The sequence below is a fragment of the Nonomuraea glycinis genome (assembly GCF_014646515.1).
Lineage (GTDB): Bacteria > Actinomycetota > Actinomycetes > Streptosporangiales > Streptosporangiaceae > Nonomuraea > Nonomuraea glycinis.
Window position 1 is genome coordinate 76,225 of record NZ_BMNK01000015.1, and the last position, 26,523, is coordinate 102,747.

Here is a 26,523-nt window from a genome sequence, read left to right on the forward strand (position 1 = left end):
CCATCACCTCCGGCGGCGTCAGCCCTTGACCGCGCCGCGCATGCCTTCGAGTACGTGCCGTTGCATGATCATGAAGACGATGACGACCGGGATGATCGAGATGATCGTCCCGGCTGCCAGACTGCGAACATCGGTGCCGGTGATCCCGGCGAGGTAGGCGATCCCCAGCGCGACCGGATACTTCGCCGAGTCCTTGAGCACCACGAGCGGCCAGATGAAGCTGTTCCAGACCGAGATGAAGCCGAAGATGCCGAGAATGGCCAGGGTGGGCCGGGCGGCGGGGAGCATGACGTGCCAGAAGATGCGCAGCTCGTGGCAGCCGTCGGTGCGGGCGGCGTCCACGATCTCGCGCGGCACGCCGGCGAACGTCTGGCGGAGCAGGAAGATCCCGAAGGCCGAGAGCACCCCCGGCAGGATCACCCCCGCGAAGGTGTCGGCCATCCCGAGCTGGGAGACCACGAGGAACCTGGGGATGAGCATGACCTCGCTCGGCAGGAACATCGTGGACAGGATGGCGAAGAAGATGAGGTTCTTGCCGCGGAAGTCCATGAGGGCGAGCGGGTAGGCGCACATCGCGGCCACCACGATGTAGAGCGGCACCGTCACGCCGACGTAGATCACCGAGTTGAGCAGGTAGGCGGGGAAGGGAATGGCGGTCCAGGCCTCCATCACCCAGGTGAGGACCGGTGGCCGGGGGATGACGTCGGGCGGGAAGCTGAACACGGCCTGGCCCGGGGGCTTCAGCGCCGCGGAGATCAGGATCAGGAACGGGCCGACGAAGGCCAGCGCGATCGCCGTCAGCAGGAGGTACATCCCCGCGCGCCGCAGCATCATGGCATGACCGTCCGTCCCCGGGTGAGCCGGTAGTTGAGGATGGCCAGGCCGATCATCAGCACCCACAGGACCAGGCCGATCGCGCTGGCGTAGCCCATCTCGTAGTGCTCGAAGGCCACCGACCAGATGTAGTAGCCGAGGGTGAGGGTGGCGTCCTGCGGGCCGCCCCTGGTCATCACGTAGATGGAGGTGAAGGCCTGCATGGCGTCGAGCATCTCCACCGTCACCGCGACCGCGATGTAGGGCACCATCAGCGGCACCGTGATGTGGCGCAGCCGGTGCCAGGCGGTGGCGCCGTCGACCCTGGCGGCCTCGTACAGGTTGGTGGGGATGGTCTGCAGGCCGGCGAGGTAGATCATCATGTAGAAGCCCATGCTCTTCCAGCCCTCGACCAGGACGAGCGCGGGCAGCGCCCAGAAGGGGTCGAGGAGATACTGGATGGGCTGGTCGAGGATGCCCGCGCCGGTGAGCATCCAGTTGAGGACGCCCTGCTGGTGGAAGACGTACTCCCAGGCGACGCCGACCGCGACCATCGAGGTCACGACGGGCAGGTAGTAGAGCATCCGGAAGGTCCTGATGCCGGGCAGCTTCTGGTTGACCAGCACCGCCAGCAGCAGCGGCAGGACCACCAGCAGCGGGAACATGCCCACCAGGAAGAGCAGCGAGTTGAGCAGCGCGGTCCAGAACCTGTCGTCCGCGACGATCTTGGTGAAGTTCTCCACCCCTACGAAGACCGGTGGCGACACAACGTCGTACTCCAGGAACGACAGCTGGATCGCGGTGACCGCCGGCCAGGCGAAGAACACGCCGAACAGGGCGAGCGCCGGTATCGCGAACAGGTAGGGGGTGTACCACCGCTGTCCGGGGATCCGGCCGGCGGCCATCGCATCACATCCTTAAAGCCGTCCTAAGCATCAATAAAGGCTGGCCAGAATTTGACGAAGCGTATAGTCGGCCAATCGCGACGGTCAAGACCTCGACTCTTGACGTTCTGTCATAGGGCTGCCATTGTGCCGAAAGCGGGGATAAAGGACGGCCATATCTTCCAGGAGGTCCGCGGAGATGACTCGAAGTGCCTTAGCGGCCGGCGCGCTCGCGCTGTCCCTCTTCACCACCGGCTGCGTCGCCGGAACCTCGACCCAGAGCGCCGCCGCGCCCGCGGACGACCAGCCCTTCGAAGGGCAGGTCGAGTTCTGGACGATCAACCTGAAGAAGAACTACAGCGACTACATCACCGGCCTGATCGGCCAGTACCAGAAGGAACATCCCAAGGTCACCATCAAGTGGGTGGACGTCCCCGGCGCGGAGAGCGCCACCAAACTGCTCGCCGCCGTCGCCAGCGGTGAGGTGCCCGACGCGGTCAACGTCACCTCGGTCGAGCTGGGCCGGTTCGTCCCCTCACTCGAACCGCTGGACGCCTACTTCGGGCAGGCCGAGCTGGCCGACTTCCAGCCCAACCTGGTCGATCCGCTGCGGCTGGACGGCAAGCTCTACGCCGTGCCCTGGTACAACGGCGGCGCTCCCGTGGCGATGTACCGCAAATCGGTCGTCAGCAAGGCCGGCTTCGACGACAAGGCCCCGCCCACCTCCTTCGCCGAGGCGCTCGCCCTGGCCGACAAGGTCTACGACAAGACCAAGATCAACGGCACCAACAGCATCGCCGACCACACCACCCTCCGCTACCACGGCGTCCCCCTGCTGTCGGAGGACAAGAAGAAGGCGGCGTTCAACACGCCGGAGGCCCTCGCGGTCCTGGAGACGTACAAGAAGAGCTACGACAAGCACGGCATCGCGCCCGGCGCCATCTCCAAGGACGTCCGGAACATGCCGCAGACGCTGGAGAACGGCCAGCTGGCCTTCATCCCCTCGGCCAACGCCGCCCAGCTGCTCAACGTCCAGAAGAACGCCCCCGACGTGTACGAGGACCTCGTCGTCACCGAGCCGGTGAAGATGAGCTCCGGCAACTACCTGCTGCTCGCCCAGCAGGCCTTCGCCATCCCCAAGGCCTCCGCGCACAAGAAGGCCGCCGCCGAGTTCATCAAGTTCTTCACCAACGGCGTCAACCAGCTGGCCTTCTGCAAGATCGTGCCGATCTACCCGTCCACGGTCTCCTCGACCAAGGACCCCTTCTTCACCGAGGCCGCCGGCGACGACCCGATGGCCGTCGCCCGCCAGGTGATCGTGAAGGGGCTGCCCAAGCTGGAGTACAGCCCGCTCGGCACGAACAAGGACGCCGAGCTCGCCGAATACCTGAACGAAGAGGTCAGAGCCTTCCTCCAGGGCTCCAAGAGCGCCGAGGAAGCGCTCGACGCCGCCGAGAAACGATGGAATGACGCACTTGCCTAGACTCCGCATCGGGATCGTCGGCGCCGGCCTGATGGGCCGCGGCCACGCCGAGGTCTTCGCCGCCCATCCCCAGACCGAGATCACCGCCGTCGCCCGCCGGCCGCTCGACCAGGCGCCGGAGGCGACCGTCTACCCCGGCTACCAGGAGCTGCTCGACTCCGGGACCGTCGACGCGATCTCCATCACCACGCCCGACCATCTGCACGCCGACGTCATGGTGGCCGCGGCGCGGGCCGGCGTGCACATCCTGGTCGAGAAGCCGTTCACCACCACGGTGGCCGACGCCGACCGGTCCGTCGAGGCCATCCGGGCGGCGGGCGTGACGGCGATGTGCCTGTTCAACCACCGCTGGGTCCCCGCCTACGCGCAGGCCAAGGACCAGATGCGCCTGGTCGGCGAGCCGGTCGTGGGCTACGCGCGCAAGGACGACACGATCTACGTGCCCACCGAGATGATCGGCTGGGCGGACCGGACGACCTGCGCCTGGTTCCTGTCCAGCCACGACATCGACCTGCTCACCTGGCTGTACGACGACGAGGTGGCCGAGGTGTTCGCCACCGCCCGGTACGGGAAACTGCGCGGCCGGGGCATCGACACCCCCGACGCCATGCAGATCCAGGCCCGGTTCGGGCGCGGCGCGGTGGCCACCTTCGAGTCGGCCTGGATCTACCCCAACACCTTCCCGACCATGGTCGACAGCTACGTCACCGTGACCGGGGAGAAGGGCGTCATCCAGCTCGACAGGCAGAAGGAGAACATCCAGCTGGCCACCGAGGACGGCTACACCTATCCCCGCAACATGCTGCAGCGGGTCGTGCACGGCAAACCGGCCGGGGCCTACCGCGACGCCATCCACCACTTCGTGGACTGCGCGCTCACCGGCGAACAGCCGCTGGTCACCGTGGAGAGCTCCCGGCACGTGACCGCCGTACTGGAGGCCGCGCACGAGTCGGCCCGCACGGGACAGCCGGTGAAGCTCCGATGACGCACACAGAAAAGCCGCCGCACGCACAAGAATCGCCGCACGTGGAGAAGTCGTCGTACGTGGAGAAGCCGCCGCATGTGGACCCGGCGCGCATGCTGCACATCACCGACGAGGCGCTGCTCGCCGAGCTCGGCGCGGCCGGCGTCGCGGCGGCCAGGCCGTGGCGGCGGCGGGCGCCGGTGTGGCCGGACCCGCTGCCCGGCGACGTGGCGGAGGCCGACCGGCTGCTCGGGATCGAGGTGGACTTCCTCGACAAGGGCCACGGCAGGTCGAGACTGTACGGCTTCCACTACCTGAGGTGGATGATGCCGCTGGTCTCGGCCTACGCGCAGACCGGTGATCCGCGCTACGCCCGCGAGTGGGACCGGCTCTTCAACCAGTGGTACGACAGCCGGGACCGGGTCGAGGGCGACTGGCCGGGGCTCAACGTGGTGTGGTACTCCCTCGGGGTCGCCTCCCGCTCGATGCACCTCAGCCGGGCGCTGGCCGTCTTCGCCACCGAGCCCGCGCTCGGCGACGCGTGCTGGCTGCGGATGATGAAGACCATCCTCGGCGGGGCCCGCTGGGCGGCCGAGGAGCACGACGAGTTCCGGCACGGCAACTGGCAGTTCGCCACCGCCTGCGAGCTGCTGCACCTCGCGCGCGTGTTCGCCGACTTCCCCGAGTCCGGGCGCTGGGCCGAGGTGGCCAGGGCCCGCATCCTGGAGCACCTGGAACGCGACGTGCGCGAGGACGGCGGCCACCACGAGCGCTCGCCCGGCTATCACGGCATGTGCCTGGGCGGCGTCCAGCGGGCCGCGTCCGTCGACCCGGACCTGATCGCCCACCCGCGCTTCCCGGCCATGCACGACTGGCTCGCCTCGCTCACCACCTCGGGCGGCTGGGTGCCGCACCTGCAGGACAGCGGCCTGGTCTGGCCCGCCGAGATGCTGCGGACCGGGGAGCGGCTGCTGGGCGAGGCGGTACGGCCGGTCGAGGGCTCACACCTCCTGGAGTCCAGCGCGTACGCGATCTTCCGCGCCCGCGACCTGCACACCGTGATCAACTACGGTCCGTACATCGGCCACGAGCTGGAGCCGCACAGCCACCACGCGGCGCTCGACTTCGTGCTGTCCGGCTGGGGCGTGCCGCTGGCCTGGGAGGCGGGCGGGCCGCCGTCCTACGACGACCCGGGCTACTACGACTGGTACCAGGCGACCAGGGGCCACAACACCCTGCTCGTGCCCGGCGAGGACTACGTCGAGGATCGGGCGGCGGCCCTCGACCTGTTCCACGCCGGCGAGCACGTGGACGTCTTCGCCGGCCACCACCACGGCTACCGGGCCAGGCACGACCGCAGGATCGCCTTCGTCCGGAGCGAGCCGTCCTACTGGCTGATCACCGACACGATCGACGCCGAGGCGATCTGGCAGCTGCACGGGACGTCGCCGTGGATCCGGCACGGCGACGGGTACGCGAGCAGCCGCGGGCCGGGGCTCCTCGTGGTGCCCGCGGAGTCGCCGGACGAGGTCGTCCTCGGCAGCGGGCCCGCCAGGATCCCCGACCCGGTCACCGCCACCGCCGAATACGGCGAGATCCACTCGCTGGGCCTGCGCCGCCGCGACGGCCACTTCACCGTCGCCGTCGTCCCGTTCACCGACGAGCCACCAGAGGTCCGGGTCACCCTGTCGGCGGTCCACCTGGGCGAGGTAACCGACACCTTCCCGCCCGACGGCTGGACCCGCGACGGGCTCGCCGAGCACTGGGGCGGCGATGAGTGAGGGCCGTCCGGTCCTGATCGACGCGGATGTCATGCTGGGCCGCCACCCGCGCCGCGACGTGGGTGGCGGCACCGTGCCCGAGCTGCTCGCCGCGATGGACCGGGTGGGCGTGGCCGAGGCCGTGGTCGGCAGCATGACGTCCTGGCTGCACGACCCGGCACGGGGCAACCGCGAGCTGCTCGGCCTGGTCGCCGGTCAGCCCAGGCTCCGCCCGTGCTGGGTGATGCTGCCCGACACGTGCGGGGAGACGGGCAGCGCGACCGGGTTCGCCGACGCCGCCGTCGAGGCGGGCGTGGCCGCCGTCCGCGCCTTCCCGCGCGAGCACAATTACGACCTCGCGAGCGCCGACACGGCCGCGATGCTCGACGCCATCGCCTCCGTACGGCTGCCGCTGCTGGTGGACGCGGGCCAGACCACCTGGCGGACGGTGGAGACGCTGGCCCTGGCCCATCCGGGCCTGCGGATCGTGGTGGGCGGCGTGGGCTACCGGATGCTGCGGCAGATCGCCGGCGTCCTGGACCGGACCGACCACGTGAGCATCGGGCTGGCCGACCTGTCCTCGCACCGCGGCCTGGAATGGCTGGCGACCCGGTTCGGCGCGGGCCGGCTCGTCTTCGGCACCGGCGCGCCCTACCGCGACCCGGCGGAGGCGGTCACCCGGTTGATGTGGTCGGAGCTCGGCGAGGCCGAGGTCGCGGCCGTCGGTGCGGGGAACCTGCGCCGCCTGCTCAGAAGAGAGGTCAGAGCGGCATGAACGAGCTGACGACGGCCCTGTGGGCACGCCGGCCGCAGCAGGCGACGAGAATCGTCGACGCGCATGCCCATGCCGGGCCGTACAGCGTGTTCTTCATCCCGGACCCGGACCCGGCGGGGATGATCGAGGTGATGGACCGGTGCGGCGTCGCGCACGCGGTGCTCTCCAGCCACCTGGCGATCCAGCTCGACGCCGCCCAGGGCAACGCGGCCACCGCGGCCGTCGTGGACCGGGCGCCGGACCGGTTCACCGGCTACCTGACCGTCAACCCCTGGCAGGACCCGGTCGCCGAGCTCGGCCGCTGGGGCGACGACCCCCGCTTCGGCGGCGTCAAGCTCCACCCCGACCTGCACGAGTATCCGCTGACCGGGGCACGCTACGCGCCCGTCTGGGAGTACGCCGAGCTCACCGGGCGTCCCGTGCTCACCCACACCTTCAGCGGCTCGCCGTACAACGACCTGCCGATGGTCGACGAGATCGCCGGCCGGCACCCGCGGGCGACGATCCTGGCGGGACACTCGGGGGTGACGCCGCTGGGCATCGACGCGTCGATCGAGGTTGCGGAGCGGCACGAGAGGGTCATCCTGGAGGTGTGCGGCTCGTTCAACACGGGCGCGGACATCGCCAGGATGGTCCGCCGGCTCGGCGCACACCGGGTGGTGTACGGATCGGACTTTCCGTTCATCGATCTACGTATGTCGCTGGGGCGGATACTGTTCTCAGATCTCAGCGACGATGACAGGGCCGCGGTGCTCGGGGGCACGATCACCGCGCTGCTCGGGAAACCAGAGGCATAGACGTGGACCGGCTACGATCCAAGATCGCGATCGGCGTGGTGGGACCGCACGATCTCGTCGAGCAGATCGTGCACATCGGCGCGAGCCTGCCCTCGGCCGCGTCGTTCCGGCTCGTGGGCGCGCCGCACGCGGGCGAGCACGAGACGCGCGAGAAGCTCGCCAAGATAGCGGGCAGCATCGACGCCGTCCTGTTCACCGGGCCGCTCCAGCACGACCTGGCCACCCAGTCGGGTGAGCTGCCCGTGCCGGCCACGTTCGTGCCGGTGAGCGGGGCGGGTCTCTACTCCTGCCTGCTCCGGGGCGTGCTGAGCGAGGGCATCGACCCGGCCAGGGTGAGCATCGACTCGATCGCGCGGACCGACGTCGCCGAGGCGTACGAGGAGATCGGCGTGCCCATGGACGGGGTGCACGTCTCCGAATACCGCCAGCCGGACTCGGTGCGCGACTTCGTCGGCTTCCACGAGCGGCTCTACCGCGAGGGCGCCACCACGGCCGCGCTCACCACGGTCAGGACCGTGGCCCGCAAGCTGGAGGCGGCCAAGGTGCCGGTGCTGCGGATGATGCCCACGACGCACACGCTGCGGCTGGCCATCAACACCGCCACGCTGCTGGGCACGGGCAGCCGCCTGGAGGAGTCGCAGATCGCCATCGTGCTCGTCGAGCTCGCGGCCTCGACCAGGCCCACCCACTCGGGGCCGGGCAACTACTGGCAGCAGGAGCTGAAACTGTCGCTGCACCGCTCGCTGCTCGCCGAGGCCCGGCAGATGGGCGCGACGGTGGTCCCGCGCGAGGAGAACAGCTACGTGATCACGGCCACCGTCGGGGCGCTCTCGCAGGCCACCGACGGGTTCCGGGTGGCGCCGTTCGCCGACCGGGTGCGGGCCGACCTCGGGGTGGCCGTCGAGGTGGGCATCGGGCTCGGCAACACCGCCCGGGACGCCGACACCCACGCCCTGATCGCCGTCGAACGGGCCCGTGGCGCCGACGCCACGGCCGCCTTCCTGATCGGCAGCGACGGCACCGCCACCTCCCTGCCCCTGCGGCAGCGGCGCAGGGGCGACCAGGTGGCGGAGCCCGAGGCCGACTCCAAGGCGGGCAAGGTGCTCGACCGGCTCGTGCAGCGGCTGGGCGACGGCCCCGAGGCCATGGTCGTCGACGCGGAGATCGTGGCCGAGGTGCTGGGCGTCGCGCCACGCAGCGCCCGCCGGGTGCTGCAGAACCTCGTCGAGGAGGGCCTGGCCTGGGCCCTGCCCCCGGTCAAGTCCGCCCAGGCCGGCCGCCCCCGCCAGCCGTACCGACTGGTGTCGCGCTGACCCGACGGGCCGATCGGACGCGTCCAGTGTGCTGGCCGGGGGTGGCTCAGGTGGACGCGCCCGCTGTGGTGGTCGGGCGGGCGCGCCCGGTGTGGCGGTTGGTCAGGCGTCGCCCAGGCGGACGCGCTCGCCGTACGGGTCGAGCAGGGTGGCGTTGTACGCGTCGCCGCCCGGGGTGTTGGCCGACCGGAAGACCGGGGGGTGCGCGCCGGCGGTGAGGTAGCGTCCGGCCACGTCGGCGACCAGCAGCTGGGCGATCAGGACGCCGGTCAGGTTGGAGACGGGGCAGATGGTCGTGCCGTCCGGCAGTTCGACGGCCGCGTCGCCGTACGGCGCGCCGTTGTCGATGACCACCGCCGCCAGGTCGGCCAGCTTCGGCCCGGACACCCGGGAGGTGTGCGCGCGCGAGGTGATCGCGATCAGCGGATGCCCGTGGTCCACGGCGAGCCTGGCGAGCTCCACCACGGCCGCGTTCCCACCCGAGTTGGAGATGACCACGAAGACGTCCTGGGGGCGGATGTCGGCCAGCTCCCAGATGCGCCCCGCCAGCCCCGGCACCCGCTCGACCTTCGGATCGAGGATCTCGTCCGGGGTCGCGTCACCGTAGTAGACCAGGTCACGGATGCCCAGCTGGTTGGCGGGGACCAGCCCGCCGGCGCGTCCCACCAGCTCCAGCGCCACCGATCTGGAGTGCCCGGTGCCGAACGCCTGGAGCACCCCACCGGCGCGCAAGGCCGTGAAGATCAGCTCTCCGGCGCGGGCGATCGCGTCGCGCTCCTCGGTCAGCAGCCTGTCTACGGCCGTCCGTGCGACCTCCGCGTAGGCGTTCATCGTCCTCTTCTCTCGTCGAGCTCATGGAGCAGGTCAGCGGCGGTCCGCGCGAGTCGTTCGGCGCTGCCCGGCGCCGCCTGGGCGGCGAGCACCTCGTACTCGGCCCTGGCGTAGGCGTCGGCGGTGGGCAGGTAGCCCGGATATCCGTTGACATATCCGAGGACGAGCACGGGTTCGGGGCGGCTCGCCCGGATCAGGTCCCGCACCCCCAGGAACGGCTCCCCGGGCAGCGCCGCGAGAGCCACCCCGCCGAGCCGGGCCGCGCCCACCGCGGCGTCCAGCGTGGGACGCGCCGGCGCGGAGCCGGTCAGCACGCGAGCGCCGTCGAGCCGGCTCCGCGCCATCCGCACGGCGACCGGGTCACCACTCGCGAGCGCCTCGGCATGGGCCGCCCGCAACGCGGCGACGAGCGCGGCCGGGTCACCGTTCCCATCCACCCGCCCAAGCCGAACCCGCCTGCCCGCCCAACTGACCCCCTCGGGCTCGCGGCCCTGGTCAGTCCGGCCTGGCGACTCCAGGGAGTGATCCGGCCGGGTGGTGACTCCGTCGGGCTCGGGGCTCGGGTCGGTGGGGTTCAGTAGCTCCAGGCAGCGTTCTGCCACCACCGCGCCCAGCCGGTCCAGCTCGGCGCGGTCCGTGCCGCGACGGGTGTGGCGGGTGCTGATGTCGCCGGCCGCGCCGGTCGCCACCACCACCCAGACGCCCGGGCCGAGCCGGGCCCGTAACGCCGCGCGTACCGCCCCCACCAGGTCCGCGCTGATCAGGCGGCCGGCGGCGGGCAGGACGGTGGGATGGACCGGGAGCACCACCAGGACCCCCGAAGTCCGGCCGGCGGGGTCGCGGACGACCAGCACGTCCAGCGGGACCACGGGCGTGCCCGACGGCCGGCTGCGGTCCCCGCCGACCTCGCGCAACTCGCCCTGGCGGACCTGCCCGGAGGCGGGCCGTTCGGTGGCGACCGCCCGCAGCACGGCCGCGCGCGTCGCCTCGGCGATCAGGTCACGCCAGGGCTGCGGCGTCGGCGCCCCGCCGGGCACGCACCCCGTCTCGGGCCCCGCGTGGGTGTGCGTGGCCGCCAGCCACAGCTCGCCCGCCTCGGGGACGGCGGCTCTCGCCCGCGCGGCCAGATCCTCGTTCACGCAGATGACGTCGGCCACCGCCAGAGCGAAGCGCCGGCGACCGTCGTACCAGGTGATCGCCGTCACCTCCAGGGGGTCGAGGACGCCGGTGGAGGGGCCGGGGCGGTCGAGGTATCCGCCCATCGGGGTTCCGGCGGGGACGGGCAGCATCACGGTGCCATGGCCGACTCTCATCGAACCTCTCCAGAACGCTCGAACGCCTTGATCAGTGACCGGTAGTGGCCCAGGTCGCCGGCGGCCAGCCGCGCGGCCCCCGACAGGCCGTCGCCGGCCGGGGCCACCGCCCGGACCCGCGGCAGCAACCTGTCCAGCTCGGCCCGGAACCCGGAGCTCAGGATCGGGCTGCCCAGCAGGCGTCCGGTCCAGGAGACGGGCACCTCGGCGCCCACCGGGAAACAGCGGGCCGCCGCGGCGACGGTGCCCGCCAGCTCGTGGGCGGCCGCCGTGGTGATCGCCCGCGCGCTGTCATCCGTACCGGCGAGTTCCAGGACGTGGACGGCGAAGCCGGCCACCCGCGCCACCGCGTCGGGCGCCAGGTAGAGGCGCTCGGGCAAGGCGGCGAGGTCGCCGAAGAGCTCGTGGGCGCGGGCGGTGAGCGGTCCCGGCGGCCGTCGGCCGTCGAACCCGCGCAGGGCGGCGTCCAGGCCGCGGCTGCCGATCCACAGCCCGCCGCCCGCGTCGCCGCAGAGGTAGCCCCAGCCGTCCACCTGCCGGATCGCGTCCGCGCCCGCCACGCCCAGCGCGATCGAGCCGGTGCCCGCCGCGAGGACCACGCCGGGCCGCCCGCCGAAAGCCCCGGCGTGCGCGGTCACGGCGTCCGCGGTGATCAGTACGCGGGCGGCGGGCAGGGCCGCGAAGAGCCGGTCGGCCAGCTCTTGGTGGGCGGCCGGCGGGCCGAGCAGGGTGGTCAGGCCGAGGCAGATCGTGCTGACCTGCGGCCGCCGTAGCTCGTGCCAGGCGGCGAGGACCCGCTCGGTGATCACGTCCACCGGCCGGCCCGCCGCGTAGGCGAGGCCGGGGACCTCGGCGGTCAGGCGTACGCGCCCGTCCGTGGCGAGGCCGGCGCGCAGGCCGGTCTGGCCGCCGTCGACGGCGAGTTCCATGGGTGACGACCTCACGGGGCAGGGGACCGATGGGTCCGGCGGTATTCGCTGGGGGAGCAGCCGACGTGCCGCTTGAACACGCCGCGGAACGCCTTCGCGCTCAGGTAGCCCGAGCGGGCGGCGATCGTGTCGATCGGCACGGCGGAGGCGGTGAGCAGCATCCGGGCGTGGCGGAGCCGCAGCCCGGTCAGATGCCGCAGGAACGTCGTGCGCCGCTCGTCGGCGAACAGGTGCGAGATGTAGAACGGGCTGGCCGAGACCGCCTGCGCGACCGTCGACAGCCGCAGGCGCGGATCGGTGTAGTGCGTCGCCATGAAGCTCTCGGCCATCGACAGGATGTCCCGCTCGGCCTGTGGCATCAGCCGGGTCAACGTCTCCTCGATCCAGATGTGCAGATAGGAGCGCTCGTGGATCTCCGTGACCGTGATCAGCTCCTCGATCGGCAGGCGGGCGCACGCGTCGACCCAGTCGGTGGAGCCGCCCGCGAGCCGGCACCGGTTGACCACGTCCACCACGAACAGCAGCTCGCCCATCAGCCAGTTGTGCAGCGTCTTCGGGGCCAGGTCCCGCTCCTGGACGCACCTGTCGACCCAGCCGGTGAGCAGCCCGGCCGCGCCGCCCCGGTCGCCGGCCTGGATCCGGCGGGCCAGCTCGGCCTCGATCCGCACCGGCGGTGGCGCGTCGGGCCGTGGCTCCGGCGGCGCCGTGATGACCCGGTCGCCGCCCAGCAGCAGCTTGTAGGCGTTGGTCCGGAGGGCGTCCCGCTCGGCTCCCGGACCGCGTCGCGGGGCGCTCAGGCTGACGGTCGCGGTGAGCTCGGTGGCTCTGACGATGCCGGCGCGGACCTGCTCGGCCAGCGCGGTCGCCTGGCCGAGGAGCCGGTCCGGGTCGTCGCCGGTCAGCGTGACCAGCCACTCGTCGGGGGGCAGCGGCTCGCAGGTCACCGGCTGTCCCGCCGTCGCCGCCCGCACCGCGCGATCGGCCTGGTCGAGCTGCCGGTCGGCCCACGACCGGCCGCGGGCTCGGGTCGAGGCGACGTAGTCGTCGAGGTCGATGAGAGCGCCGACCGTGAAGTCCATACCTCTCAGAGTACGAGTAGGGCGCGCCGATATCTATGGTTTAGGCGGGCCGAAATCGACGGTGTTGACCAGGGTGCCCACGCCCTGCACCGTGGCCCGCATGACGTCGCCGTCCTGGAGCGGGGCGATGCCGGCGATGGTGCCGGTGGCGATGAGGTCGCCGGGCAGCAGCGTCATCCCGTCGGACAGGTCGGCGATCAGCTCCGGGACGCCGAACACCATCTGCTCGGTGTTCGCCCGCTGCCGTACCTGCCCGCCGACCTCCAGGGTGAGCTCCAGCGCCTGCGGATCCGGCACCTCGTCCACGGTGGCCAGGTAGGGCCCGGTGGGCGCGAAGGTGTCGAAGCCCTTGGACTGGTCCCACGGCGCGTTGCGGGCGATGTTGGCGAGCTGGAGGTCGCGGGCGGTCATGTCGTTGATCACCGTGTAGCCGGCCACGGCCTCTCGCCAGCGCTCGGCGGGCAGGTCGCGGACCACGGAGCCGATCACGACGGCCAGCTCGACCTCGTGCTCCAGGTGCTTGGTGCGGGCCGGCGCGGTCACCGGGCGGTTGTGGCCGGTCAGCGCGGACGGCGGCTTGAAGAACAGCACCGGCTCCGGCGGCACCTCCATCCCGCCCTCCTCGGCGTGCGCGACGTAGTTGAGGGCCAGGCAGCAGATCTTGGTGCAGGTGGCCACCGGCGGCTCGAACACCACCGACGACTCCTCCAGCAGCGTCCCGGCACCGGCCCACCGCCGGTCCACCTCCTCGGTGAGCCGGTCCAGTCCGTACAGACCGAGCATCGCGACCGGATCGTCGCCGCCCCGCAGACCGGCCAGGCTGAGCAGCTCGCCACCCTCGCGCCAGGCGACCACTTCGACTTGTTCGGCGGGAGACCGCCGGATACGCCCGAGAAACACGGCCACACCTTCCTGGAGACAGGGCCTCAGCTCACCAGGTCCGCGAAGCGCCTCACAAGGCTCCGTCCTTGCGATGGCGCCCCCGTCCTTGCGCTCCTCCTTGTCCGCGAGGCTCCGCCCGGCCTTTGATGGTCCCCATGACCCGGACCTTGCACGTCAGCCGCGACCTTTACGCCAACGGGCAGCGCTTCCTGGCCGGCGGTGTCTCCAGCGACGCCCGCCGGACGGCCGGCGTCCCGCTCTACGTGGACCGCGCCCAGGGCGCGCGCCTGTGGGACGTGGACGGCAACTCCTACGTCGACTACGTCCTCGGCCAGGGGCCGGCGCTGCTCGGCCACTGCCCGGCGCCGGTCGTGGCGGCCATCGCGGACCAGGCCGCCCGCGGCATGGTCTACTCGGCGCAGCACGCCGCCGAGGTGCGGGTGGCCGAACGGATCTGCGCGATGGTGCCCTCCGCCGAACGGGTCAGGTTCAACACCGTGGGCTCGGAGGCCGTCCACGGCGCGCTCCGGCTGGCCCGCGGCTACACCGGCCGATCCAAGATCCTCAAGTTCGAGGGCCACTACCACGGCTGGCTCGACCCCGTGCTCTACAGCGTGCACCCGGCGGTGGACGCGGCCGGTCCCGCCCAGGCCCCCGTCGCCGTGCCGGGCACGGCGGGACAGCAGCCGGGCCATTCCGACGACCTGATCGTCTGCCCGTGGAACGACCTGGAGACGCTGACCGGGCTGATGGCGCGGCACGCGGGGCAGATCGCCGCCGTCATCGCCGAGCCCGTCCTGTGCAACACCGGCGCGATCAGCCCGGACCCCGGCTATCTGGAGGCCGTACGGCGACTCTGCGACGAACACGGCACCCTGCTGATCTTCGACGAGATCATCACCGGCTTCCGGCTCGCCCCCGGCGGCGCCCAGGAGCGGTTCGGGATCACGCCCGACCTGTCGGTGTTCGGCAAGGCCATGGCCGGCGGCATGCAGGTGTCGGCGCTGGTCGGGCGGGCGGCCGTGATGGACCACATCTCCACGGGCAAGGTCGCGCACGCGGGGACGTTCAACTCCCAGCCGGTCGGCATCGCGGCGGCCGAGGCGACGCTGCGCATCCTCGACGAGCGGCGCGAGGAGGTCTACGGCACGCTGTACGAGCGCGGCGAGGAGCTGATGGAGGGCCTGCGGGCGGCGGCGGCCAAGACCGGCGTGCCGATGCTCGTGGACGGTCCCGGCCCGGTGTTCCAGACGTACTTCACCGACGCCCCCGCCGTCCGCGACTACCGGGACTTCGCCGCCACCGACCGGGCCAAGATGGCCCGCCTGCAGGCGGCGCTACTCGACCGGGGAGTCAATATGGTCCCGCGGGGGCTGTGGTTCATGTCCACGGCGCACACCACGGCGGACGTCGACGCCACGGTGGACGCCTTCGCCGGCGCGCTGCGGGATCTGTGACCCCTTGCGCTCGGTCGAGATGACCAGCGCCACACCGATCAGGATGATCACGCCGCCCACGACGATCCGCAGGGTGACGGGCTCGCTCAGCACCAGCGCGCCCAGGAGGACGGCCACCGCCGGGTTGACGTAGGCGTAGGTCGAGACGAGGGAGATGGGCGCGTTGCCGAGCAGCCACGAGAACGCGGTGAACCCGACCAGCGAGCCCATCACGATGAGATAGCCGAGGGCGAGCCAGGACCTGTCGGTGATCGCGGACAGGTCCAGCCGCTCGCCCAGCCCGCCGCCGAGCAGGACCAGGCCGAGGCCGCCCGCCAGCATCTCGACCGTGCTCGTCGCGAACGCGTTGGCGGGCATCGCGATCCGGCTGGACAGGAACGAGCCCACCGCCCACGAGAACGAGGCGAGGAGCACCACGACGATCCCCACCGTGCCGGCCCCGTCGACGCCGGTCAGCGACAGTGCCGCCACTCCGCCGAGCCCGACCAGCACGCCCGCCATGGTGAGCGCCCTGGGCCGGTCGCGCACCGCGAACCTGAACACCACGAGCCACAGCGGCACCGACGCCACGAGCAGCGCCGCCAGGCCGGTGGAGATGTACTGCTCGGCCACGGCCAGCATGCCGTTGCCCGAGGTGAGCAGCAGGATCCCCACCCCGGCGGCGCCGAGGAACTCCCGCCGGGTCATCCGGAACGCCTGCCTGCCGGACCTGACGAGCACGAAGCCGCCGAGGAGGGCGGCCGCGACCAGGAAGCGCATGGCGCCGCCGAGCATGGGCGGGATCGACTCGACCATGATGCCGATGCCGAGATAGGTGGATCCCCACACCACGTAGACGATGATGAGCGCGCCCCAGATGGCGAGCGGAGATCGCTGGTCAGCAGCGTTGTGGCCCATAGGTCATGACAATAGCGGTCGAGACCGACAGAAACCGTCGGGGGATCGGTCAGGTGAAGTCCGCGGTCTGTCCACCACGCGGAGCGGCCCCGCCCATCGGCGAAGGGGCCGGAAAGAATTGGTGCCCCCGTCCGAATCCCGTCGATCGGGGGCGTCGGAAGTCATACCCCCATCCACGTTGACCAACCGCTGATTCCGCAAGAGTCAACCCCCAATCCACCAACCCGTCACCTGCTGGAAGGAACAATGGGTACAGATGCCTCCCACCCCGGCCAAGCAGGCCCCGGAGCTGGGTAATCGGGCCCGCCGCCGGCCAAGGGGGAAGGTGCGGCGGCGGGCCTGATCACCCAGGGCCGTCAGCGCGGCCCGAGCTTCTCCACGATCAACCGGTAGAGCTGCCGAGGCCGTCCCGGCTGCGGCGTACGGTTCGGCGGAAGCGGCCACGCGAGTCCCTCGTCGACCAGCGTGCGCAGCAACCGCCGTGCCGTGCGCGGCGTTACTCCCAGCATCTTCCCGGCACCCTCGGCGTCCACCACGGTGTCGCCGCCTTCGAGCTTGGCCGCCAGCCGGGCCAGCACCTCGACCCCCTTGGGCTTCAGCGCGGTGGTCCCCGTAGGCGGCATCCGGGGCGCCGGGATCAGTGCTCTCCCTTCTCGGTCTACGGCGAATCCCTGCGCCTGTTTACCTGTCTGAGTGCGGGCCAGCGCGGCCCGCGCGTGCGACTCGGCGTCGTGCGTCGTACGGCCCATGCCCACGCCCACCTCGACCGCCAGCCCCAGCTCGTCCCGGATGCGGCCGGCGAACGGCAGCACCCGGAACCCGTCGGTGGCCGCCGCCACCGAGCCCCTGGTCGCGGTGACCAGGTAGCTGTGATCGTCGATCGGCCAGACGGTGGCGTTGATCCGGTTCGCCTCCTGGACGAGCAGCCGGTGCAGCGACAGCCGCAGCTCGTCGCGCCAGTAGCGGGGCGCCGCGCGCCGCACGGGCTCGCGCAGCGTCGGCACCTCCACCAGCACGACGGTGAGCTGTGACTCCTCCAACCGGTGGTGCGCGCCCAGCAGCGCGGCGGTGTGCAGCGCGGTGCGCACGGCCGCCGACGTCGGCCTGATCCTGATGACGGGCACGCCCGCGGTCTGCAGGCGCTCCGCCACAGCGGGCAGGCACGTCAGCGCTCCCGTGGTGATGCCCTGCCGGGACAGCCGCTCGTGGTAGGCGGCGATGGTCCCCGTCGCCCCCGGCTCGTCGCGACTGTGCACGTCCGTCGCCGGAATGCCCAGATCGGTGTACGCCTCCTCGACGTCGGCGCGGCTGACCACGTCGACGCTGACTCGTTGTGGATCGACGCGTGGATCAAGCGCCGCCTTGGCCAGCGCCGCCACCAATGCCGCCCCGCCGAGCTGGACGTAGGTGGCGGGCATCGTCAGCACGCCGGAACGCCTCGCCAGGTCGTACGGAACCGGACTGGCGAACAGGCACGCGTCCACGCCGGGGCCGAGGCGCGTCACCTTGTCAGGCGCCTCCTGCTCGTCGCGGTAGGCGGCTGCGACCAGCCGGCAGGGCAGCGGCGCTGCGGCGTGACCCATCAACATGACGCGCTCGACCAGATCATGGGGCCCGACCACGCCAATAGTGAGGTCCGGTGTCATGGCGCCCGGGCGTGACACTCGGGTTGTTTCTTCGGCCCTCTCGACCAATGTTCGTCCCATCCTGCGGTCCGTTGCAGTGCTCTCTTTTGGAACGATCGCTCGCGGGGGCCGTAATGTCACGCCCGACTTTTCCGGAAAGTCGTTCGGGTTGACCACCCGAGAAGACGTCTCAGCAGCTCAACACGCCATTCCTAAGGTTTTTCAACCCTCGGAAATCTCTCGTGTAATGTCCGCTCCGAGTGCCCGCATTCGTGTGGCGAGATGTGCGTGGCCGCGATCGATGAGGTATCCCGACTCGATGACGGTCTCGCCTTTGGCGGCCAGTCCGGCGAGCACCAGAGCTATACCAGAACGCAGATCATGAGCCGTTACCCGAGTGCCGGTCAGCGGAGTGGCGCCGCGCACGATCGCCCGGCTGCCGTCCACCTCCACATTGGCGCCCATCTTGTTCAGCTCGCCCGCGAGGGCGAAGCGGCCGTCGAAGATGCGTTCGTGGATGTAGCTGGTGCCGTCGGCGAGGGCGGCCACGGTCATCATCGGCGACTGCAGGTCCGTGGCGAAGCCGGGGTAGGTGTCGGTGATGATGTTGATCGGCCGCAGCGGGCCGTCGCACCGGACGTGCAGCACCGCGCCCTGCCGGGCGAAGTCGACGCCCATCTGCTCCAGCTTGTAGCGCACCACGCCCAGGTCGAGGCCGGTGCCGACGAGACTCAGCTCGCCCTGCGTGATGGCCGCCGCCATGGCGAACACGCCCGCGTCGAGCCGGTCCGGCATCACGGTGTGCTCGACGGCGTGCAACTCGTCCACGCCCTCGACGGTGATGAACCCGGTGCCGGCGCCGCTGATGCGCGCGCCCATCTTGGAGAGCATGTCGATGACGTCGAGCACCTCCGGCTCCAGCGCCGCGTTCTCGATCACGGTGGTGCCCTTGGCCAGGGCGGCGGCCATGATCAGATTTTCGGTGCCGGTGTGGGAGGGGGTGTCGAGGTAGAGGGTGGCGCCGGTCAGGCCGGAGGCCTTGACGTGGATGACGGTCTCACCCTCGTCCACGATCGCGCCGAGCCGCTTGTAGCCGAGGTAGTGGAAGTCGAGGTTGCGGCTGCCGAGGTTGCAGCCGCCGACCCCCTCCACGATCGCCTCGCCCAGCCGGTGGAGCAGGGCTGGGGTGAACAGGACCGAGCCGCGGAAGCGCCTGGCGATCTCGGCGGGAAGCACCGCGCTGGACAGCCGCGAGGCGTCGATCACCAGCGTGCGCTCCGACTCGTGCAGCTCGACGTAGGCGCCGACGGCCTCGGCCAGCTCGACCGCGCGACGTACGTCCTCGATCAGCGGGACGTTGCGCAGCACGGTGCGGCCCTTGGCGGCCAGCAGAGCCGCACCGATCATCGGTAGCACGGCGTTCTTCGCGCCCTGGATGAAGGCGGTTCCACGCAGTGCGTTGCCACCGCGCACGCGGTAACGGACCATTCGTGCTGCTCCTCGGGAAATTATCGATCGGAAAAGAGGGTGAGGGTCGATCCGGCCAACAGTAGCCGCTCACACCACCTGGCCCAGCCGAATCACCCGGTAAAGGAAGTCCCAGTGATGCGCTCATAGGCCTCCAGGTATCGCTGCCTGGTGCGCATGACCACCTTGTCCGGGAGGCGAGGTGGGGGATTTGTGGAGTTTTTGTCCCATCCGGATTCGGGCGACGTTAGCCAATCACGGACATACTGCTTATCGAATGACGGCTGCGGGCGTCCCGGCTGCCACTCATCGGCCGGCCAGAATCGCGACGAGTCGGGGGTGAGAACCTCGTCCCCCAGGGTCAGCACCCCGTCGGCGTCCCAGCCGAGCTCGATCTTGGTGTCGGCCAGGATGATGCCCCGCTCCAGGGCGATCTCCGCGCCGCGCGTGTAGACGGCGAGCGTGATGCGCCGCAGCTCCTCCGCCGTCTCCGCGCCGACCTCGGCCACCACCTGCGCGAAGGAGATCGGCTCGTCGTGCTCGCCCATGGGCGCCTTCGTCGACGGCGTGAAGATCGGCTCGGGCAGCCGGGACCCGTCCGTGAGCCCTTCCGGCAGCCGTACGCCGGAGACCATCCCGTCGCGGCGGTATTCGCTCAGCCCGCCCCCGGCCAGATAGCCGCGCGCCACGCACTCCACCTGCACCATCGTCAGCGGCTTGACCAGCACGCCGCGCGCCTCGTCGCCCGGTGCCACGACGTGGTTGGGCACCAGGTCGCGGAGCTGGTCGAACCACCACAGCGACATCTGGGTGAGGATCGCGCCCTTGTCCGGGATGTCCGGCTCAAGCACATGGTCGTAGGCCGAGATGCGGTCGGAGGCGACCATCAGCAGCAGACCCTCGTCGGTCTGGTAGAGGTCGCGGACCTTGCCGGCGTGCAGGTGCTTCATCGGGCGATGTCCGTCCTGTGGAATGCGCCGCGCATCTCGATCCGCGACACCAGCTCGTAGGCGTTGCGGCGGGCGCTGTCCTGGTCGGGCCCGCCGGCCACCACGCTCAGCACCCGGCCGCCCGCCGAGACGATCTCGCCGTCCTTCCGCGCGGTCCCGGCGTGCAGCACGTAGGCGTGCTCGGTCGGCTCCAGCCCCTTGATCACGTCGCCCTTGACCGGAGTGCCCGGATAGTCCTCCGCCGCGATGACCACCGTCACGGCGGCCCCGTCCGCGAACTCCGGATCCGGCCCCAGCTCGCCGGTGGCGCACGCCATCAGCAGCCCGCCCAGCGGCGTCGTCAGCCGGTCGAGGATCACCTGGGTCTCCGGGTCGCCGAACCGCGCGTTGAACTCGATCACCTTCGGCCCCTTGGCCGTCAGGGCCAGCCCCACGTAGAGCACGCCCTGGTAGGGCAGCCCGCGCCGGCTCAGCTCGCCGATCGTGGGGTGCACGACCTCCCGCATGACCTGCTCGGTCAGCCCTTCCGGCGCCCACGGCAGCGGCGTGTAGGCGCCCATGCCGCCGGTGTTGGGCCCCTGGTCGCCGTCGTAGGCCCGCTTGAAGTCCTGCGCGGGCTGCAGGGGGACCGCGGTGCTGCCGTCGCAGAGCGCGAACAGCGACACCTCCGGCCCGTCCAGGAACTCCTCGATGACGACCCGCTCGCAGGCCGCCGCATGGGCCAGCGCCGCCTCGCGGTCGTCGGTGACCACCACGCCCTTCCCGGCGGCCAGCCCGTCGTCCTTGACGACGTAGGGCGTCCCGAACTCGGCCAGCGCGGCCGCGGCCTCCTCGGCCGTCCGGCAGACCCGCGCCTGCGCGGTGGGCACGCCGGCGGCGTGCATGATGTCCTTGGCGAAGGCCTTGGAGCCCTCGATCATCGCCGCCTGGCCGGACGGCCCGAAGCAGGCGATCCCCGCCTCGCGGACCGCGTCGGCCACCCCGGCCACCAGCGGCGCCTCGGGGCCCACGACCACGAGGTCGACCCGCAGCCGCCGGGCCAGCCCGGCCACCTGCACCGGATCGACGGGGTCGACCGGGTGCAGCCTGGCGACCTCCTCGATCCCGGGATTCCCCGGAGCGCAGTGAAGCTCGCTGACCTGGGGATCGAGTTGGAGTGAACGGCACAGGGCGTGCTCACGCCCACCGGAACCTACGACTAGAACGCGCACCCGCTCATTCTCGCAGCCCACCGTCCCCGCCCGTCCCCGCCCCGGTCCCTCGGCGCCACGCGCATGCGGGCGAGTATCGTTATGCCGTTACCTGCCTGTGGTAGCTTGGAGCGGCTCTGTGGTCTCTTGCGTGATTGGAGGTGGTCCGGGATGAAACCTGGTGATCCCAGCAGTACGTGCTCGTTCACGTACACCCCAGATACCCCCGACCACTCCAATCCGGCAGCCTGATCGTGCCTCCACGCATTCTTTTCGATTGAGGTGACCTTTCATCGCGCGTGGAGCGTGCCAGGTCGGGCGGAAAGAGACCGCCATGCGCTCGTCCACACTCTTCCGTCGTATCAACCGTCACCCCGCACCGCGTCACCAGCCGCGCCCGCACGTGCAGCCGGTGCTTGAGGCCTGCGTGCCTCCCATCGACTCCATCGTCGAGTACGCCGCCTACGTCGAAGGCAGGAAGACCACCGCCTCCGGCATCGTGGAGTGCCTGGACCAGGTCCGCAGGCACAACAAGGACTCCGACGGCCCGAAGGCGTTCGTCTGGGTCGGCCTGCACGAGCCGGCGGCCCCCGAGGTGGAGTGGCTGGCCGAGGTCTTCGACCTGCACCCGCTGTCGGTCGAGGACGCCGTCAAGGCGCACCAGCGTCCCAAGGTCGAGCGCTACGGCGACTCCCTGTTCATGGTCCTCAAGACCATCGCCTACCTGGACCACGACGAGCTGACCGCGACCAGTGAGATCATCGCCACCGGCGAGATCATGGTGTTCCTCGGCGTGGACTTCGTGGTGACCGTGCGCCACGGCGAGCACTGCCCGCTCGCGGAGGTGCGCGAGCGCATCGAGGACAGCCCCGAGCTGCTGGACCGTGGCCCGGCCGGTGTGCTGCACGCCATCTCCGACCACGTCGTGGACCGCTACCTTCAGGTGGCCGACCTCATGCAGATGGAGCTGGAAGAGGTCGAGGCCACCGTGTTCGCGGACGTCAGCTCCCGCGACATCAACCGGATCTACCAGCTCAAGCGGGAGATGCTGGACCTCAAGCGGGCGGTCACCCCGTTGCAGACGCCACTGGCCGCCCTGCCCCAGCGGCGGGTGATCCCGTCGGAGATGCGCGAATACTTCCGCGACGTCGGCGACCACCTGTCCCGGGTGTGCGAGCAGGTGGAGTCCTCCAACGAGCTGTGCAGCTCGATCCTGCAGGCGGCGCTGGCCCGCTCGAACGCGCTGGCCAACGAGGACATGCGCAAGATCTCGTCCTGGGTGGCGATCCTGGCCGTGCCCACGATGATCGCCGGCGTCTACGGCATGAACTTCGACTTCATGCCCGAGACCAAGCAGGTCTGGGGCTATCCGGCCATCCTGGCCGTGATGATCACCGCCTGCGTGGTGCTGCACCGCGGCTTCCGCCGCAACGGCTGGCTGTAGTCAGACGCCGACCGGCTTGAGCGGGCCGACAGGATCGGGCAGCTCGAGCCCGCGCTCCTGCCACACCTCACGCATGCGGTCCGGATAGTCGGTGACGATCCCGGCCACCCCGAGGTCGAGCATGCGCGCGGCGAGGGCCTGGTCGTTGACCGTCCAGACCGCCACGTCCAGCCCCGCCGCCGCGGCCTGGGACATCAGCCGCTCGTCCACCATGACGTGCTCGGGCGAGAGCGTGGTGGCGCCGGCGTCGCGCGCGGCGGCGGCCACGTCGTCGGCCGGCGGGCCGTTCCAGTCCAGAGTGTCGAGCTCGATCAGCGCGAAGCGCCGCGTGTCCGGCGCGAGCTCGGCCGCGTGGCCGAGGATCCGCCAGTCGAAGCTCAGGATCGCCGCGTTGCGGAGCCTGCCGTGCCGTTCGAGCTCGTCGATCACCAGCTCGGTGAAGAGCCGGGGATCGGCGGTGAGCGCGGGCCTGGTCGGGTCGGACTTCAGCTCGACGTGCAGTCGTACGTTCTCGGCGGCGTAGGCGTTGGCCAGGCCGAGCACCGCGCCGAACGTGGGCATCCGGGTGTCGGGCATCGCCACCTGGGTCACCGCGAACACGTCGTCGGGGTGCCGGGGCAGCCGCACGCCGACGTCCAGGGTGCGCAACTGCGCGAGGGTCAGCGCGTTGATGGGCTTGCCGACGTAGGGGAACGCGGGGTCGTCCGGCTTGACCGGCCGGGTGTCGGCGCTGGTCACGGCGGAGACCGTGAGGTCGTGCGTCAGCACGAGCCGCCGATCCGCGGTGAGCGCGACGTCGAGCTCGAGCGCGTGCACGCCGAGCTCCAACGTACGGCTCATGCCGGGCAGCGTGTTCTCGGGCCAGAGGCCTCTCGCTCCCCGATGACCATGTATCTCAACGCGCACACCGGGGACACTACCGGGCTCCGGCCACTGCTACGCGCCGCCACGCCGTGTCCTTTTTGCGGTGATACGCGGAGTCGCTACCGCTGGTCGAGCGCCCAAGGGCAGGCAACCCGGTTCCACTCCGGCGTCCCACCCACCCCACCAGAAATGAATCGATGAATGCAACATTGTTGCAATAAGCTGAGGAACCATGACGGAGGCTCTCGTAACTACCCAACTCGACATGGTTCGGGCATGGGTGGACGGCTGGGTCATCTCTCGCAAGACCCCGCCACCGGTCCCCGAACCCTGGGGATTTCGCGTGGACGTCGGCCGGCCCGGTCACGTGGCGCGCCACATCCTGCCCACGCCGACCCCCGCCCTCGTCCAGCACCTGACGGCGGCCATCACCACCCCCGGCACCTGGCTGAAACTCTGCGCCCCGGCGGAGCTGATCGCCCCGTGGCTCCCGCCCACCTGGACGATCGACCCGCCGGAGTTCATGATGACCACCCCGCTGACGCGCGAGCGCGCCGAGCCGCCCGCGGGCTACACGATGGCGATCACCACCCGCTCCGACGTCACCGCCGCCCGCCTGCTGACCCAGGCGGGCGAGATCGCCGCCCGCGGCCAGCTCGCCGTCGCCGGCCGGGCGGCGGTGCTGGACCGGGTCGAGACCGCCCCCGAGCACCGCCGCCGCGGCCTCGGCGGCGTCGTCATCCGGACCCTGGTCGACACCGCCCTCTCCAGAGGCGCGACCACCGGCGTCCTGGTGGCCACTCCCGAGGGCAGAGCGCTGTACGAGAGCCTCGGGTGGAGACTGTTGTCACCGGTGACCGCGGCGGTCCTGGCACCCCGGTAGGGGGCCCTGGCGCCTCGGCAGGGGGCAGTCCAGCTCAGGGGCCGGACCAGCGGAGCGGCTCACTATCAAGGGCCGGGCCAGCGAGCGGATCACCCTCAGGGGTCAGACCAGCGAGCGGATCACCAGCGTCTGGTCGCGGCCGGGGCCCACGCCGATGGCCGAGATCGGCGCGCCGCTCATCTCCTCCAGCGTCCGTACGTACGACCGCGCGTTCGGCGGGAGGTCGTCGAACGTCTTGGCGCCCGTGATGTCCTCCTGCCAGCCGGGGAACTCCTCGTAGATCGGCTTGGCGTGGTGGAAGTCCGTCTGCGTCATCGGGATCTCGTCGTGCCGCACCCCGTCCACGTCGTAGGCCACGCACACCGGGATCCGCTCCAGCCCGGACAGCACGTCGAGCTTGGTGAGGAAGAAGTCGGTGACCCCGTTGATGCGGGTCGCGTACCGGGCGATGACCGCGTCGAACCAGCCGCAGCGCCGGTTGCGTCCGGTGGTGACGCCGTACTCGCCGCCCGTCTGCCGCAGCCACTCGCCCATGTCGTCCACCAGCTCCGTGGGGAACGGGCCGGACCCGACGCGGGTGGTGTAGGCCTTCAGGATGCCGATCACCTTGGTCAGCCGCGTCGGCGGGATGCCGGAGCCGGCGCAGGCGCCGCCCGAGGTCGGCGAGGAGGAGGTGACGAACGGGTAGGTGCCGTGGTCGATGTCCAGCAGCGTGCCCTGCCCGCCTTCGAGCAGCACGAACTTGCCCTCGTCCAGGGCCTTGCTCAGCACCAGCGAGGTGTCCGCGATGTGCGGCTTGAGCCGCTCGGCGTAGGCGAGGTATTCCTCCAGGACCGCCTCCGCCTCGATGCCGCGGCGGTTGTAGACCTTGGTGAGCACCTGGTTCTTCTCCGCCAGCGCCATCTCGATCTTCTTGGCCAGGATGCCCGGGTCGAGCAGGTCCTGGACCCGTACGCCCACGCGGTAGATCTTGTCGCCGTAGGCGGGGCCGATGCCGCGGCCGGTCGTGCCGATCTTGGCCTTGCCGAGATAGCGCTCGGTGACCTTGTCCAGCGTCTTGTGGTGCGGCATGATCAAGTGCGCGTTGGCCGAGATGAGCAGTCGCTCGGCCGAGATGCCGCGCGCGGCCAGGCCGTCGATCTCGCCCAGCAGCACGCCGGGATCGATCACCACGCCGTTGCCGATCACGGGCACCACGTCCGGCGACAGGATGCCCGTCGGCAGCAGGTGCAGCGCGTATTTCTGGTCACCGATGACCACGGTGTGACCCGCGTTGTTACCGCCCTGGTAACGGACGACGTAGTCGACGTCGCCACCGAGAAGGTCGGTGGCCTTGCCCTTGCCCTCATCGCCCCATTGGGCTCCTACGAGAACGGCAGCCGGCATTGTGAGTCTCCCGAACACAAAACGAAACCCCTGGCGCAAGCACGACAGGGGCTCTTGCGTACAGAGACTACCCGAGTGGGTCCATTCGTCCCAAGAGCTAGCTCTTGGTGAGCGCGTCGTAGGCCTCCCCGCTGCTGTCCTTGAGGAACTGACCGCAGCGCTCGGCCTCGTCCTTCTCACCGATCGCCTGGGCGGCCCTGGCCAGGGCGGCCAGGCAGCGCAGGAAGCCACGGTTCGGCTCGTGGTCCCAGGGAATCGGCCCGTGCCCCTTCCAGCCGCTGCGACGCAACTGGTCCAGGCCCCGGTGATAGCCGGTGCGGGCGAAAGCGTAGGAGGTGACCGCGTGGCCCTGCGCGAAGTATTCCTCCGCGAGCCTGGCCCAGGCGGCGGGATATGCGGGGAACCGGGCGGCCACGTCAGAAGCCTTGGCGCCCGCTTCGAGTGCCTCCCTGGCCTCGGGCAGGTCCGGCAGGTGAGTCGGGGGCGGCCCGGCGAGAAGGTTATCCATAGGACAAGTCATACCCGCCGGGCCGTCAA

24 protein-coding genes are annotated in these 26,523 nt (G+C 70.9%); 9 read left to right on the top strand and 15 right to left on the bottom strand.

Annotation, left to right across the window (positions count from 1 at the left end; all coding sequences use genetic code 11):
• Window positions 1–18: 18 nt before the first annotated feature.
• A complete protein-coding gene (locus IEY87_RS33215) occupies window positions 19–834 on the bottom strand; it encodes a carbohydrate ABC transporter permease (protein WP_189142797.1) in 816 nt (271 codons plus the stop codon).
• Window positions 831–1,718: a carbohydrate ABC transporter permease gene (locus IEY87_RS33220; RefSeq protein ID WP_189142798.1), complete on the bottom strand. Its 888-nt coding sequence runs from the start codon at window positions 1,716–1,718 to the stop codon at window positions 831–833. The genes IEY87_RS33215 and IEY87_RS33220 overlap by 4 nt, the downstream gene beginning before the upstream one ends.
• Window positions 1,719–1,896: 178 nt before the next feature.
• On the opposite strand from IEY87_RS33220, the gene IEY87_RS33225 reads away from it, so the two are divergent.
• From IEY87_RS33225 to IEY87_RS33250, 6 genes are read left to right on the top strand one after another with little or no spacing between them, the layout of a single operon-like run.
• Window positions 1,897–3,180, top strand: coding sequence for an ABC transporter substrate-binding protein (locus tag IEY87_RS33225; protein ID WP_189142799.1), 1,284 nt, complete (start codon window positions 1,897–1,899; stop codon window positions 3,178–3,180).
• Window positions 3,164–4,165 (top strand): Gfo/Idh/MocA family protein, encoded by a 1,002-nt coding sequence (locus IEY87_RS33230; protein ID WP_189142800.1) that lies wholly within the window; start codon window positions 3,164–3,166, stop codon window positions 4,163–4,165. The genes IEY87_RS33225 and IEY87_RS33230 overlap by 17 nt, the downstream gene beginning before the upstream one ends.
• On the top strand, window positions 4,162–5,925 hold the full coding sequence (locus IEY87_RS33235; protein WP_189142801.1) for a heparinase II/III family protein: 1,764 nt from the start codon (window positions 4,162–4,164) through the stop codon (window positions 5,923–5,925). The genes IEY87_RS33230 and IEY87_RS33235 overlap by 4 nt, the downstream gene beginning before the upstream one ends.
• Entirely contained in the window at window positions 5,918–6,679 is a 762-nt protein-coding gene (locus IEY87_RS33240; RefSeq protein ID WP_189142802.1) for an amidohydrolase family protein, read from the top strand. Before IEY87_RS33235 ends, IEY87_RS33240 begins: the two co-directional genes overlap by 8 nt.
• The gene (locus IEY87_RS33245) at window positions 6,676–7,476 is read left to right on the top strand and encodes an amidohydrolase family protein (protein ID WP_189142803.1); all 801 of its coding nucleotides are present in this window, start codon (window positions 6,676–6,678) and stop codon (window positions 7,474–7,476) included. The genes IEY87_RS33240 and IEY87_RS33245 overlap by 4 nt, the downstream gene beginning before the upstream one ends.
• Before the next feature lie 2 nt (window positions 7,477–7,478).
• Window positions 7,479–8,789, top strand: a complete 1,311-nt coding sequence (locus IEY87_RS33250; RefSeq protein WP_189142804.1) for a transcriptional regulator — start codon at window positions 7,479–7,481, stop codon at window positions 8,787–8,789.
• Window positions 8,790–8,891: 102 nt separating this feature from the next.
• Here IEY87_RS33250 and IEY87_RS33255 read toward each other — a convergent pair whose 3' ends face one another.
• Genes IEY87_RS33255 through IEY87_RS33275 form a run of 5 tightly spaced genes read right to left on the bottom strand, consistent with a single transcriptional unit; the run spans window position 8,892 to window position 13,841 of the window.
• Complete coding sequence (locus tag IEY87_RS33255) at window positions 8,892–9,620, bottom strand: sugar isomerase domain-containing protein (protein ID WP_189142805.1); 729 nt, start codon at window positions 9,618–9,620, stop codon at window positions 8,892–8,894.
• The gene (locus IEY87_RS33260) at window positions 9,617–10,933 is read right to left on the bottom strand and encodes a hypothetical protein (RefSeq protein WP_189142806.1); all 1,317 of its coding nucleotides are present in this window, start codon (window positions 10,931–10,933) and stop codon (window positions 9,617–9,619) included. The genes IEY87_RS33255 and IEY87_RS33260 overlap by 4 nt, the downstream gene beginning before the upstream one ends.
• The gene (locus tag IEY87_RS33265) at window positions 10,930–11,862 is read right to left on the bottom strand and encodes an N-acetylglucosamine kinase (protein WP_189142807.1); all 933 of its coding nucleotides are present in this window, start codon (window positions 11,860–11,862) and stop codon (window positions 10,930–10,932) included. The genes IEY87_RS33260 and IEY87_RS33265 overlap by 4 nt, the downstream gene beginning before the upstream one ends.
• Window positions 11,863–11,873: 11 nt before the next feature.
• Window positions 11,874–12,941 (bottom strand): helix-turn-helix transcriptional regulator, encoded by a 1,068-nt coding sequence (locus tag IEY87_RS33270; RefSeq protein ID WP_189142808.1) that lies wholly within the window; start codon window positions 12,939–12,941, stop codon window positions 11,874–11,876.
• 33 nt (window positions 12,942–12,974) lie between these two features.
• Window positions 12,975–13,841 (bottom strand): fumarylacetoacetate hydrolase family protein, encoded by an 867-nt coding sequence (locus tag IEY87_RS33275; protein ID WP_225277428.1) that lies wholly within the window; start codon window positions 13,839–13,841, stop codon window positions 12,975–12,977.
• 137 nt (window positions 13,842–13,978) lie between these two features.
• On the opposite strand from IEY87_RS33275, the gene IEY87_RS33280 reads away from it, so the two are divergent.
• Window positions 13,979–15,280 (top strand): aspartate aminotransferase family protein, encoded by a 1,302-nt coding sequence (locus tag IEY87_RS33280; protein ID WP_189142809.1) that lies wholly within the window; start codon window positions 13,979–13,981, stop codon window positions 15,278–15,280.
• Here the strand turns inward: IEY87_RS33280 and IEY87_RS33285 are convergent.
• The 5 genes from IEY87_RS33285 to purD form a co-directional block, all read right to left on the bottom strand.
• Complete coding sequence (locus IEY87_RS33285) at window positions 15,161–16,177, bottom strand: EamA family transporter (RefSeq protein WP_189142810.1); 1,017 nt, start codon at window positions 16,175–16,177, stop codon at window positions 15,161–15,163. The genes IEY87_RS33280 and IEY87_RS33285 overlap by 120 nt on opposite strands.
• Before the next feature lie 356 nt (window positions 16,178–16,533).
• A complete protein-coding gene (locus IEY87_RS33290) occupies window positions 16,534–17,823 on the bottom strand; it encodes a GTP cyclohydrolase IIa (protein WP_189142811.1) in 1,290 nt (429 codons plus the stop codon).
• 201 nt (window positions 17,824–18,024) lie between these two features.
• Window positions 18,025–19,290, bottom strand: a complete 1,266-nt coding sequence (murA, locus tag IEY87_RS33295; RefSeq protein ID WP_189142812.1) for a UDP-N-acetylglucosamine 1-carboxyvinyltransferase — start codon at window positions 19,288–19,290, stop codon at window positions 18,025–18,027.
• Between the two features lie 92 nt (window positions 19,291–19,382).
• Entirely contained in the window at window positions 19,383–20,219 is an 837-nt protein-coding gene (locus IEY87_RS33300; protein ID WP_189142813.1) for a phosphoribosylaminoimidazolesuccinocarboxamide synthase, read from the bottom strand.
• Window positions 20,216–21,430 (bottom strand): phosphoribosylamine--glycine ligase, encoded by a 1,215-nt coding sequence (gene purD / locus IEY87_RS33305; protein ID WP_189142814.1) that lies wholly within the window; start codon window positions 21,428–21,430, stop codon window positions 20,216–20,218. Before purD ends, IEY87_RS33300 begins: the two co-directional genes overlap by 4 nt.
• Window positions 21,431–21,845: 415 nt before the next feature.
• Between purD and corA the strand changes: the two genes are divergently transcribed.
• Entirely contained in the window at window positions 21,846–22,853 is a 1,008-nt protein-coding gene (gene corA, locus IEY87_RS33310; RefSeq protein ID WP_372462263.1) for a magnesium/cobalt transporter CorA, read from the top strand.
• Here the strand turns inward: corA and IEY87_RS33315 are convergent, their stop codons facing one another.
• Window positions 22,854–23,759: a glycerophosphodiester phosphodiesterase family protein gene (locus IEY87_RS33315; protein ID WP_189142816.1), complete on the bottom strand. Its 906-nt coding sequence runs from the start codon at window positions 23,757–23,759 to the stop codon at window positions 22,854–22,856. It abuts the gene before it with no gap.
• Window positions 23,760–23,982: 223 nt separating this feature from the next.
• Between IEY87_RS33315 and IEY87_RS33320 the strand changes: the two genes are divergently transcribed.
• Entirely contained in the window at window positions 23,983–24,600 is a 618-nt protein-coding gene (locus IEY87_RS33320; protein ID WP_189142817.1) for a GNAT family N-acetyltransferase, read from the top strand.
• Window positions 24,601–24,702: 102 nt separating this feature from the next.
• Here the strand turns inward: IEY87_RS33320 and IEY87_RS33325 are convergent, their stop codons facing one another.
• Both IEY87_RS33325 and IEY87_RS33330 read right to left on the bottom strand, forming a co-directional pair.
• Window positions 24,703–25,986 carry an adenylosuccinate synthase gene (locus tag IEY87_RS33325; protein WP_189142818.1) on the bottom strand — a complete coding sequence of 428 codons (1,284 nt, stop codon included), beginning with the start codon at window positions 25,984–25,986 and terminating at the stop codon, window positions 24,703–24,705.
• A 97-nt stretch (window positions 25,987–26,083) separates the two neighbouring features.
• A complete protein-coding gene (locus tag IEY87_RS33330) occupies window positions 26,084–26,494 on the bottom strand; it encodes a DUF3151 domain-containing protein (protein WP_225277426.1) in 411 nt (136 codons plus the stop codon).
• Window positions 26,495–26,523: the final 29 nt, after the last annotated feature.